At 37.5% G+C, this 13,055-nt stretch carries 10 protein-coding genes; all 10 read right to left on the bottom strand.

Annotated elements, in window-relative coordinates:
- Positions 1-7 precede the first annotated feature (7 nt).
- The 10 genes from ACT3TU_RS01660 to ACT3TU_RS01615 all read right to left on the bottom strand — a co-directional run bounded on the left by ACT3TU_RS01660 (position 8) and on the right by ACT3TU_RS01615 (position 13,010).
- The gene (locus tag ACT3TU_RS01660; RefSeq protein ID WP_444783974.1) at positions 8-622 is read right to left on the bottom strand and encodes an acetyltransferase; all 615 of its coding nucleotides are present in this window, start codon (positions 620-622) and stop codon (positions 8-10) included.
- Entirely contained in the window at positions 622-1,218 is a 597-nt protein-coding gene (locus ACT3TU_RS01655; protein WP_444783973.1) for a sugar transferase, read from the bottom strand. The genes ACT3TU_RS01660 and ACT3TU_RS01655 overlap by 1 nt, the downstream gene beginning before the upstream one ends.
- Positions 1,215-2,357, bottom strand: a complete 1,143-nt coding sequence (locus tag ACT3TU_RS01650) for a glycosyltransferase family 4 protein (protein WP_444783972.1) — start codon at positions 2,355-2,357, stop codon at positions 1,215-1,217. Before ACT3TU_RS01650 ends, ACT3TU_RS01655 begins: the two co-directional genes overlap by 4 nt.
- A complete protein-coding gene (locus ACT3TU_RS01645; protein ID WP_444783971.1) occupies positions 2,335-3,492 on the bottom strand; it encodes a hypothetical protein in 1,158 nt (385 codons plus the stop codon). The genes ACT3TU_RS01650 and ACT3TU_RS01645 overlap by 23 nt, the downstream gene beginning before the upstream one ends.
- A 2-nt stretch (positions 3,493-3,494) precedes the next feature.
- A complete protein-coding gene (locus tag ACT3TU_RS01640) occupies positions 3,495-4,847 on the bottom strand; it encodes a phenylacetate--CoA ligase family protein (protein WP_444783970.1) in 1,353 nt (450 codons plus the stop codon).
- Between the two features lie 128 nt (positions 4,848-4,975).
- Complete coding sequence (locus ACT3TU_RS01635; RefSeq protein ID WP_444783969.1) at positions 4,976-6,259, bottom strand: oligosaccharide flippase family protein; 1,284 nt, start codon at positions 6,257-6,259, stop codon at positions 4,976-4,978.
- Positions 6,260-6,282: 23 nt separating this feature from the next.
- Positions 6,283-7,317, bottom strand: a complete 1,035-nt coding sequence (locus ACT3TU_RS01630) for an NAD-dependent epimerase/dehydratase family protein (protein ID WP_444783968.1) — start codon at positions 7,315-7,317, stop codon at positions 6,283-6,285.
- Between the two features lie 23 nt (positions 7,318-7,340).
- On the bottom strand, positions 7,341-8,618 hold the full coding sequence (tviB, locus tag ACT3TU_RS01625) for a Vi polysaccharide biosynthesis UDP-N-acetylglucosamine C-6 dehydrogenase TviB (RefSeq protein ID WP_444783967.1): 1,278 nt from the start codon (positions 8,616-8,618) through the stop codon (positions 7,341-7,343).
- A gap of 65 nt (positions 8,619-8,683) precedes the next feature.
- Positions 8,684-10,726: a polysaccharide biosynthesis protein gene (locus ACT3TU_RS01620; protein WP_444783966.1), complete on the bottom strand. Its 2,043-nt coding sequence runs from the start codon at positions 10,724-10,726 to the stop codon at positions 8,684-8,686.
- Positions 10,727-10,802: 76 nt separating this feature from the next.
- On the bottom strand, positions 10,803-13,010 hold the full coding sequence (locus ACT3TU_RS01615; RefSeq protein WP_444783965.1) for a polysaccharide biosynthesis tyrosine autokinase: 2,208 nt from the start codon (positions 13,008-13,010) through the stop codon (positions 10,803-10,805).
- Positions 13,011-13,055 lie beyond the last annotated feature (45 nt).

Raw genomic sequence — 13,055 nt, 5'->3', positions numbered from 1 at the left:
AATGTTCCTATAATTTCGGTTTTGCAGGTACGCCAACAACGGTAGTATTTGATAAAACATCTTTAACCACAGCCGCTCCTGCACCTACAACAGCATCAGAGCCTATGGTTATAAGCTGACGTACGCTTGACCCCACGCCAATCCAAGCACGATTATTTACTTCTGTCCCACCTGCTAAGCGAGCACCAGGGCAAATATGCACAGCATCCCCAATAGTGCAGTCATGACCGACACTACTACAAGTGTTTATAATAACGCCTGAACCGATATTACAATCAGGATTAATAACTGCGCCAGCGACTACTACTGACCCAGGTCCAACATTAGAGTATTTACTTATAACTGCGGAAGGATGTATCAGTGTGATAACTTTTGCTTTAGCCTCTTGTAATTGCTTAAGTTTTTTTTGTCTTATATCATTATTACCAATCGCAACAATAACTCCGTCATAACGTTTTAAGCTATCAAGAAGTTTTTGTGTGTTCCCAATAACTTGCCATGCCCCATTATTTTTTTTCTCAGGCCACGCATCATCAAAGAAAAAGATATTTTCCCAACCGGTGAGCTCTGCAATTTCTGCCAAAACCTTTCCATGTCCACTAGCTCCTAATATGGCTAACATCAATCTATACTGCCCGTAAATCTAGTCATAGTGACACTTTCGTTCGAATTCACCCCTTCTTTGATAACTACCTTTTTTAGAGTCATAAAAATAATCTTCAAATCAAGCAGTAAGCTTTGGTTCTCTACATACCATGTATCTAACTTAAACTTATCTTCCCAACTAATCGTATTGCGACCATTTATTTGCGCCCAACCTGTAACACCAGGGCGCACATTATGTCGGCGTGCTTGTTCTTCATTATAGAGTGGCAGGTAATCCAAGAGTAAAGGGCGAGGGCCGACTAAGCTCATCTCACCCTTAAGTACATTCCATAGCTCTGGTAGCTCATCCAAACTTGTAGATCGTAAGAAATTTCCAAATTTTGTATGCCTTTGCTCGTTAGGTAATGGGTTTCCTTGTTCATCAAACGCATTAAGCATGGTACGGAATTTAACCATCTCAAAAGGCTCACCATTTAACCCAGGTCGAGTTTGTTTAAATAAAACGGGTGAGCCTAGGTTTTGACTAACTTTATAAGCCGTGATGGCATATACCGGGGATAAAGCAACTAAAGCAGTAGTCGCGGCAGTGATATCAAAGAGTCTTTTTATCATAAAATATCCATTTCTTTTAGCATGGTTCGGTTGACAGCATGTACATCGAATTTGTCTTCTACCAACTGTCGTGAGGCGGCACCCATTTGTACAATAAGCTGTGGAGTAACAATATAGCGCTCCATCGCAGCGGCCAGTTCGTTTACAGTTTTGACAGGAACAAGATAGCCGTTATAGCCATTGATGACGGTCTCACGGCAGCCTGGCGCATCGGTAGTAATAATTGGTCGCCCCATTGCCATGGCTTCTAGTACTGTGCGTGGTGTACCTTCACGATAGGAAGGCAATACATAAATAGAGCTCGCTGCAATAGCAGGTCTTACATCTCTGACTTTACCCCAATAATTAAATAGTTCTTCCTCAAGCCAACTATCTAGCTCATTTTGGCTAATTGCACTAGGGTTTGAATCAATAGGTCCAACCAAATCAAACTGTGCTTGCGGGTATTTGGCTTTGATCAGTCGAGCCGCTTGGGCATACTCTCTTACCCCTTTATCTCCTAATAAACGAGCTATAAGTAAGAACTTAGGTAGTGGTTTATCATCTGAAACAGGAAAAGGCTGTACGCTATATTCTGATAAATCGACCCCTGAACCATTGACGATTGTACTTGATGCCGTAGGCTGTATGATACTCATAGACTTAAATAAAGCTTCATCATCAGGATTCTGAAAAAACACTTTATGCGTCGATGCTAGCGCTACGGAATAAAGCTTATGCATGATTTTTTGTATGTTAGACTTTTTATAACCTTGCTCGTCCGCTCCTTGAAAGGCATAACCTAGACCTGTGATCAAAGCAAAACGATGTGGTACTCGCGCCATTTTAGCAGCTAATAATCCATAGATTACAGGTTTGATAGTATAGCCTAGCATATAATCAGGTTTAATCGCTTTCATCAGACGATATAATGCTAAAAAAGTCTTTGCATCTACTGCAGGATTAGTTCCGGTACGCTGCATTGGGATATTATGTACAGTATAACCTAATAGACTGAGCTGCTCTAAAAGAGCAGGATATTGTTCAAATTCGGGAGCAGCAATATGAATTTCATAGCCACTATTATTAATAGCTTTAATCAATTCACCACGAAACTTGACTATTGAGACTGGATGACTAGCTATTATTAAGAATTTCATTATTAGTTTTTTTCCTTACTAATCTACTGTTGCTATAAGATTGGATAAATAAATATATTAATACAGGAACAAACATCCATTTCTGGCGAGCTGCTATACCTAAGTTTTTGAGACCAAATGAAAGCATAACACATGTTATTATGACGTATAAAGACAGCCATAAATTCTCATTCATAAAAAAAGACTTTAAAGATCCTTTAGTTTTAAAAATCAAATAACTAAAGAAAAATAGTAAATATGTATTTTCCACACTCGCTATTAATGAAATTAAATTATGTGCTTCAAACGGAAAAGGTCTGAAAATGTACGAAAAAATTTTAACTGGCAAACTCATTGAAGATGTGTTTATTGAAGAGCCACCTCCCATATTAAGATCCTCACGCGACTCATAATAATCATCTACGCCTGAAACTGAAACATCTTCTATGCCTGTATATTCCTGTACAAAACCTAAAGACGAAAAAACAATACCACCTATTATTGGTAGAACGGATAGTTTAATCAAGATATTCGACTTAGACTGAATTACAAAATATGCAACAAAAGAGATTAAAATTACAAAAGCAATATGAGGTCTAACCATAAACATTAAAAATATAGATATAAGATATAGGATCTGCTTGCTTTTCTTGTTTTTTGTAGCATAAATTAATAGGCATACTGAAAAAAAGGAAATAGCATCTTTACCTATTCCTGAGCTCCAATAACTTATAGATGGCATTAACAAAATTAAATACCAGTACCATTTTAGCTTTATAAGATAGTCTTTAAGAGCTAAATAAAGTAAAACAAGCCCAAATGTACCTATTATATTAAAAAACAAGGTAGTATTTAAATAACTAAAGTCAAGAAGCTTAGATATAGGGTATGTTATAAATGTAATAAATCTAGAGCCTGGAAAAAACTCTATATTAGTACCTCTTATAGAGTTAATATAGTAAGTTGCTGCGTCTGAGCTTCCACCATTTGAAGTCAAAAAAACAAAAGTAATTGAAAATATGGTGTGCCATAAAAACAAAATACTTACTATCTTTATATTTTTCTTTTCTCTTACTCCTATAGCAAAGATAGTATAATAGCTAGCAATTAGCATAATGATTGTAATCATATTTTGGCTAGTACTATAGTCATTCATACTTATTTACCTAGTAAATTTTTAACCATCCTGAATTTTCCACTCTTTTCTCTAGGAATAGATTCCACATATTCAATATTATAACTAAACTTACTGCCAAACAAATCTTTTAATGCTTTTATTAAATTAGTTTCAGAGCATTGATTGTACTTTTTAGCATCTCTTACAACTTTAATTTGCAATATACTTATTTCATTTTGAACAACTTGCATCTCTATTAAACCAAATACATTCTTTGTATATAATGTAAGAAGATTTGAATTTACTTTCCCTTTATCTGGAGAAAGAATATAATCATTTAACCTTCCTTCAATTTTATCTACTAAAGGAAATATGGATCCGCAAATACATTTTTTATTAGTGTTTGCAAGCTTTATAATATCTCCAATTCGATACCTAACTAAAGGGGTTCCTTTAGTAGTAAAAGAAGTAATAAGAATCTCTCCTTCTGAACAAGGTTGCATGTTTCCATCTACTACTTCGAAAATCCCTGATAAAGGATGTATATGCAAACCACCTTTTTTACACTCTAGAATAAACGGTGCGCCCTCTGAAGAAGCGTATTGATCAATAACTTGACAACCAAAAACATTAGTAATGACTTCTTTATGCTTTGGCAGTACTGTTTCTGCTGTAGGGAAAAAGACTTTTACCTTATGTTTAAGCTTTAACCCTCGCCTTTCAGCCATTTCACAAACCTCATACACACTAGAAGGAAACCCCACAATATATTCAGGTTTAAACTTTTCAAGTGAATACCAATATAAATCAAAATTTTTCTGACTTATATGAAAAGTAGAGTAAAAACGGATATTATTTATAAAATCATAATGTGAGCATACTTTATTGCTTATATCTTTTTCCGTGATAAGGTTTTTCCCAGAAAACCATGCTGCTTTCTTACCAAGCCTATACCCATATTGACTTCTAAAGCTATCTAAAATGGCGTGGCGTTCTTGCACATCGTTTTTAGTATATACAACTTTCATTGAAGTGCCTGTAGTACCACCAGTAAAGCTTAGGAGGCCATCTTTTTCCTCAATCGTTTTAATACTATCAAGATTATTGATAATATCCTTCTTCTCTAGTACAGGTACCTCTTTCAAATCTTGAAAATCATAGTTTTTATACCAAGTTGATTTCTCACTCACGTATTTGAAAAATTCATTCTTTTTTTTATTAACTTCATTTAAAAGCTCCTGTTCACTTAAGTTATCTAAATTACTATAATATTTCTTAAAATAATCATATTGACCACTTTGACGTTTTTTATACTTATATGTATTAAATAATGTAATTGCAATATTTTGTAAGAAGTGTGGAGAGCACTTAAAAACTATTTCTTTCGCATTCATATACTTAAATCCTTAAGGAGTTATTATCACTACTTAATATTTATAAACAATTATAATAGCTGCATCTGCTGAGAGGTGAGGAGTAATTTAACTAATATTTAAATAAACTACAAGCTGAACAATTAAATTCAAAGTGGACTGAAGATCAGATGAGAGATCATCAATGCAGTCTGAATCAACGTTATAAAATATATTTTTTTAATGAAAATACCTAGCCTTATTGAAGATATTACATAATAAACAAAGTATATAAAAAAGTTCACTATACAAAAATACTCTATGGAACGTGATAAGTTATAATGATGACCTACGACTAAAGTAGCTACTCCAGATGAAAAAAGCATAATATTAAAGTAAAAGTTTATTTCTTGTTTATTAGTATAATTATAATAAACAGAAAATGATTTAGAAACTATACTTAGATTCATCCAAGGTGCGATTATCAGCATGAAAGCTCCAATACCTCTCCAACTGCTAGGAAAAAAGATATCTGCAAAGAAATATCCGAATATAGAGATTAGTAGGATTGGTATGCTACCAAATAAAACAGTTTTATTTATTATATTCTCTGTCAAGTCTTTGACTTTAGTATTATTATTTTCTATTTTACCAATCTCAGAAAGGTACAGGCTTTTTAAATTCTCACCTATCAGACCAACTGGTGCAGCCATTATTCTAGTACATAACATAAATATGCCTGCTTGAGCTCCGTAGAAGATACCCATTAAAATAATAGGAGCATGTTGACTGGCATTAAGAAACAATGATTCTAACGTAGAAAATAAGGGGTATTTTTTAAATACATAAAAATTATACTTACTAAGCTTCCAGTTAGGCTTAACATTTCTTCTTCTAAATACTTTTAAAAGTCTAAAAAACCCTGCATTAAAGTTGAAAAAATTCCCAACAGGTAATCCATATTTTGTGTAGCCTAAAAAACCTAACAATGTATGAATAATTCCACCTATAGTTGACTGACTTACTCTTGAGACAGCAATCTCTGTAAAGGCTTCTTCCCTTAATGCCCAATGTAATAAAATATTATAGAGCCCTACAAAAAAAATTGTGGCAGCACCAATTAGAATATAATATAAATAATTACTAAAAAATAAAAGGGATATGAAATATGATGTTATAAAAAAAACAATCGATAGAACTGTTGTTATTAATATACTCAAGTACACCAAGCTAACTGCATCTTCATTTTTTTTTACTAATGGGATTGCCAACTCATACTTTAACGTAATGACTCCTCCTAATATAGTTACTAAACCTACAAAAATGGAATAGTTTTTATAATCTATCGGTGAGTAAAAAAAAGTTAGAAGATATACAAATAATAGTGATATTATTTGCGCTAAACCTGTCCCTGTTAGTAAAGTAATTAATTTTTTTGCAAAAACACTCTTCATTTGTGTATGCCTAAATTTTTATATTAATTTAAATTACTAATATACCAAGGCATAGCTTTTTCAATACCCTGAACAATATCAAACTTTGGCTCATAGCCAAGTGCATTCTGAATTTTACTAATATCAGCCTGACTGTGACGCACGTCTCCTGCTCTAAAATCTCGATAGACTGGTTCTTGAGTGTAGCTAACTCCGTTAGCACTTAAATGTTCTTTCAGTGCTGAAAACAGTGTATTAAGAGTAGTACGACCACCAACAGCCACATTATATACTTGGTTCTTAGCTTCTTCGGTAGCAGTTGCTGCCAAAATATTAGCCTGTACGGCATTCTCAATAAAGTTAAAGTCACGACTGGTATCGCCATCACCATTAATGAACACCTCATCACCTGCGATCATAGCAGCCGTCCACTTGGGTATTACCGCTGCATAGGCACCATCTGGTGTTTGGCGTTTACCAAAGATATTGAAATAACGCAAACCGATCGTCTTAAAACCATAAGTACGTGAGAATACATCTGCGTATAGCTCATTGACATATTTAGTCACTGCATAGGGTGATAATGGATTGCCAATAGCATCCTCGACTTTTGGCAATGCTGGATGATCGCCATACGTTGAGCTACTCGCGGCATAGGTAAAGCTAGCTACCTGAGCATCACGAGCTGCTACAAGCATATTCAAGTAGCCTGAGATATTTGTATCATTGGTATTAATGGGATCAGCGATAGAACGCGGCACCGAACCTAGTGCTGCTTGATGCAGTACGTAGTCTACGCCTATACATGCTGCCTGACAGTCATCTGGATTACGAATATCACCTTCTATAAAGGTAAAGTTCTGCCACTGATCTTTGCTTACCAACCCCTGTACTTCATCTAGATTATGCTGAAAACCAGTCGCGAAGTTATCTAGGCCTACTACTTTTTGATTTAGTAATAGTAAAGTTTCAAGTAAATTAGAACCAATGAATCCCGCTACCCCAGTAATCAGCCAGGTCTTTGGTTCATTAATTAGTACTTTTTGAACTTTTTTATATGCAGTTAACGTCATAACCATTACTTTCCGTATCTTTTATAAATTTATAAGCGGATATCAGTGTCTTCTTTAGTGAAAACATACTTTAAATCGTAAAGCACGTGTTCATTCTTTCCAAATGCTCTAATCTGCTCTACACCCATATCGACGAACTCATTATGCGCGACCGCTAAGATGATACCATCATAGTTATTTACAGCGGGCTTGCTGATAGGCGTCACATTATATTCACGCTCAGCTTCTGCTTTATCTACCCAAGGGTCATAGACCTCGACCTCGATATTATATTCTTCTAGCTCATTGACAATATCGATGACCTTTGTATTACGTACATCGGGGCAGTTTTCTTTGAAACTCAGCCCTAAGACCAAAACTTTTGACCCTTCAACTTGAATACGCTTTTTAATCATTGTTTTAACCAGTTGCGTGACCACATACTCACCCATGCTGTCATTCAAGCGACGACCAGCCAATATAATCTCTGGGTTATAGCCAATCGCTTGCGCTTTATGTGTCAAGTAATAAGGGTCTACACCGATGCAATGACCACCGACGAGGCCTGGACGAAACGGTAAAAAGTTCCACTTGGTGCCAGCCGCTTCTAAGACTGCTTGGGTATCGATACCCATTTTATTAAAGATAACGGCTAACTCATTAATTAAGGCAATATTGACATCTCTTTGGGTGTTTTCAATCACCTTTGCCGCTTCCGCTACTTTAATGCTTGCTGCTTTATGAGTGCCGGCAGTAATAATTAAATTGTATACTTCATCCACAAAATCAGCGACTTCAGGTGTTGAGCCTGCCGTTACTTTTAAAATATTGGTAACACGGTGTTCTTTGTCACCCGGGTTAATACGTTCAGGACTATAACCAGCATAAAAGTCTTGATTGAAGGTTAATCCAGAAACTTTCTCTAACACCGGAATACAAACTTCTTCTGTGGCCCCAGGGTAAACGGTCGATTCATAAACCACAATATCGTCTTTTTTAAGTAGACTACCGATAGCTTCTGAGGCTTTAATCAAAGGAGTAAGGTCAGGTTGCTTATAATCATCAATAGGCGTTGGAACAGTGACGATAAAGAAGTTGCAGTCCTTGAGCGCCTGAATATCTGAGCTATAGCTTAAGTGCGTCGCTTGTGCTAACTCATCATCGCTAACCTCTAAGGTATGATCAGTCCCAGCAATCAGTGCTGAGATACGCTCAGCATTAATATCAAAGCCAACCACTAAATGCTGTTTGCCAAACTCAACCGCCAGCGGCAAACCTACATACCCAAGCCCAATGACTGCTATTTTTATATTGTTAAGATCCAACATAGTATTCCTTTATTAACTTAACTAATTTTTCTTTAAAACATAGTTGTTGATTTATACATTAGGCGCTATGCAGATTCTGAATCTGCTTGACGGCTTTTTTGAAGATCTTTTTGATGGCCGTTTTGAAGATCGTCTTGAGAGCTGTCTTGAGTGCCTTCTTGATAACCCTCTACAAAGTATTTAAACTGCTGCTTTAGCCAAGGAACATCAAACTGTTTCTGCTTTTCAGTAAACTCAAATAATACCGACTCAAGCTCATCTAACGGAAAGCTATGCTCTATGGCTTGCATGATTAATGGATGATCGGTGGATTCAATATTATCCTCACCAATGATCAGCTCTTCATAGAGCTTTTCTCCTGCTCTAAGCCCCGTAAAGATAACCTCGATGTCGCCATCAGGATGTGTGCTATCCTTAACATCAAAACCGCTTAAATGAATCATTCGGTGCGCCAAATCAACGATTTTGACCGGCTCACCCATATTAAGCACAAACACCTCACCACCTGCGGCCATCGCCCCTGCTTGAATAACCAAGTTTGCCGCCTCTGGAATCGTCATAAAATAACGAGTTACATCGGGATGGGTGACGGTGATTGGCTTACCTTGGGCTATCTGCTTGGTAAATAACGGTACCACTGAGCCTGATGAACCTAGGACATTACCAAAGCGCACCATACTGATAAGCGTATGATTATTATTTGGATTATTTTTTTGGCTTAGACTTTGACAGACCAATTCTGCTAAACGCTTAGAAGCGCCCATTACATTGGTAGGTCTTACCGCCTTATCAGTAGAGATAAGGACAAAAGTCTCCACATGGGCTTTAATAGCCGCTTGCGCACAGTGATATGTACCCTTGCTGTTATTGATAACACCTTCAAAAGGATTGTGCTCTACCATGGGCACATGTTTATAGGCCGCTGCGTGATAAACGGTCTGTATGTCATATAGTTTAAATATTCTAAAAAGGTTGGACTCATTGGTGACGTTACCGATGACGGCGACAATCTCAATATTTTTATAAGCAGGAGTATTGGCTTGTTTTATAGTAAGCTCTTGATGAATGCTATAAAGCGCAAACTCAGACAGCTCATAGAGCACGATACATTTTGGTTGGTTTTTGATCACTTGACGGCATAGCTCGCTACCGATAGAGCCGCCTGCGCCAGTCACTAATACACATTTGCCACTGATATTTTTCTGTAATAAGTATGTATCGGGTTCGACCGTTTGTCGATCTAATACATCTAGAATATCTACCTTACGCATACTGCTAACGGTTACTTTTTCGTCAGCGATCTCTTCCAAACTCGGCAACTCTTTAATTTTTATAGCTATACCAGATAAGCTGTCAATAATCTGCCTTTTTTGAGCGCGACTGATAGAAGGAATCGCTAAAAAAACCTGGGCGACATCGAGCTCTTCTACTAAGCTCATTAACTCATGCGCAGGATAAATCTTTTTACCCTGTAAATAGGCACCAACGAGCTGTGGATCATCATCGACATATGCCACCACATTGTATTTATGCGAGTTCCTTAACCCCTCTAATAAGTCCTTACCCGCCTCGCCTGCACCATAAATAACAACATTATCGTAACCTTCTTCATCTCTTAGGCGCTGCTGACCGTTACCGCGCCAACGTGTCAATAGCTCACGGATGATCAGCCTGCTATTCCACAAAGCAATAAAAAAGAAGAACATAAATATGATCGGAACGGAGCGCGGTATGTCCTCTAAAGGATTGAGATAGATAACAATTTCATAAATAACAATAAGGACAAAAAACAACTGCGCCACACTGCCCATGACGGTATCGAGAAAGCCTCTTGCCACCCCTTTATAGAAGCCGATAAGATACAAGCCGATAATAGGAAGCACCGCATAAGCCAACAATATCGCCGGACTAATCTCATGGGCGATATGACCATAGCGTAAAGACAAGGCTAAAAACAGACAGACGGCTGACATCACAAGGTCGGCACTAAGCAGCACCACACGCTTGACAGCACGCGGAAGCGATAGAAAATACTCAGCGATATGTGCTAACCATCCATTGTTATCGTTCAACGATTGATAATCGCTTTTGGTTTTTGACTCTAGCAAGATAACCACCAATTACTTAAAATTATAAGACAAGACAATATAAAACAAGACAATATAAGACAAAGCCGCAAAAAGTTTACGACTGCTTATTTCCATAGGCATAGCTATAGTGATAACTATATTTGCTCATGAGGCCTTGTTGTACATCATTGAGGATAATACCATCTACCTGTACATTGGCTTTATTCATCTGCTTGACGGCATATGCCACTTGCCCTTCTATCGACTGGTCGTAGCGCGTCACCATTAACACTTTATCAGCGTAATGCGACATAATCATCGCATCCGAAGCGGCTAATATGGGCGGTGAGTCAATGACAATATAATCGTAGTGCTCATTGAGCTCCGTCATCATTTGCTCAAACTTATCACCTGATAGCAGCGAGGATGGGTTGTGCGGGTGCTGCCCACGTGGGATAAAATCAATATTATCCATAGTAGTCGGATGTATAACCGTTGTTAATGCTATCTGTTGCGCTAAGTAATCCCCTAGCCCATTATCTTGAGTCATATTAAACATCTTATGCAGCTCACCTAAGCGCATATCCGCATCTATAATCAATACCTTCTTATCCAGTTGCGAGAATACCTCAGTCAAGTTAGAAGAGATAAAGGACTTACCCACCCCAGGACTCTCACCAGCAATCAAGATGACTTTAGCTCGTTGACCAACTTTGCCTACTGTTGTCATACCAAACATTAGATTGGTTCTTAAGCTCTTAATGGCCTCATAGCTCAAACTATTGTTATCAGCATGAGCTAATAGACGATTTTGAGATTTTTTATTCTTACGTAACCGTGTCAGCAGTGCCGAGCGCGGAATGGTGGCGATGACTGGTATGCCTGTCTTCATCTCTAAGCGCTCAGGATCTTTAACCACGTTTCTAAGCATGTTTTTCAGTAGCACTAACATCGTGCCTAGCATCGCTCCTAAAAGCATGGCCAATATCATAATTTGCAGTTTCTTGGGCGCAATCGCTCTAAAGGTACTAATAGGCAAATCAATAACACGGGCAAAACCAATTTGACCAGCCTTGACGATTTTTAATTGCTCATAATTTTTAAGCAAGGTTAGATAGATCTCTCTATTGATGGTGGTATCAGCTGATAGTTGTAAAAACTCTCTTTGTATCTCTGGCAGACCGGCAATGGTATTATCTATTTCTTGCTTCCTAGCATTAAGTACGGCCAGTTGATCATTGATTTGCACCACCAACGGATGCTCATCGGTATAGTAAGTGGTTAGATCCGCTTTTTTTAACTTAAGCTCGTTAAGCTGGACATCGATTTGTGAGTTTTCACCTAATAAAAGTTCGGCTTCTTTACCCACATCGATGGTGCCATATTTTTTACGGAAATCATTAAATATCGCTTCAGAATCTTCCAGCTTTTTCTTTAATGTTGGAATTTGAGTTTCCATAAAGGCAATAGTTTTCGTCGTTTCTTCAGAGCCACGAGACTGGTTTTGATCAATATAAGATAAGACAATACGTTTTAAGATCAAACTGGTTTGCTGCTGATTTGCCCCGGTCATAGACAGCTGAATAATACCGGTTTGCTTACCTTTTTCAACGACTGATAGCGCACTATTTACTCGATCGGTAGTTGTTTGCAGCGATTGTTTGGTGATATTAACTGCATACCCATCAGCTGGGAGATCGTTGACGGTGATATGAATCTGACCGTCCGTGCCTCTAAATTGATGCGCCTTACCAAGCTGACCTTTAAAGTCATCAAAGCCATTGCTTAATACGAATCCTGTTGCAGAGCGCGTTAGAGTAAATGACTGATTCAAGTAGTTTTGTGAAACGTTGAACTGGCTAACCTCTACTTCACCATCCTCAGTTTTAAGTGACACACCTTCAGGTTTATTTATCTGAGTGTCGATATTGCTGCTTTTTATTTTATCGAGTGCACCAATATTAGGATCAGACAGCCGAATACGTAGATGTAGTAAATTAACCACCGGCTCTAATATCATACGCGAGCGAATGAGCTCTGTTTCTGTTTGCGCTTTACTTACTTCGGACCCAATTAGTTCGGAGATATCACTACCAAGCGCCGAGATACCTTGAGACTTTTCCTCAACTTGAATAAGCGCATCGGATTTATAAGTAGGATTGACATATCTACTATACAAGACCCCTATGATCAAACCCAACACAGCAAAGAAGATAATAATTTTCCAGCCACGCAAAATGGCAAACAGCAGCGCCATTAAATCGATTTCATCATCATCTTTTTCAACGGCATTTTTGGCTGTATTTTGTGAATCTGTATTCATAACTATAGGGTCATCATTTAAAGGTAGCCATTTAATACTGGCTAC

The organism is Psychrobacter sp. AOP3-A1-26 (assembly GCF_052378235.1).
In the GTDB taxonomy this organism is placed as follows: Bacteria; Pseudomonadota; Gammaproteobacteria; order Pseudomonadales; family Moraxellaceae; genus Psychrobacter.
This window is presented reverse-complemented; position numbering and strand designations above follow the sequence as displayed.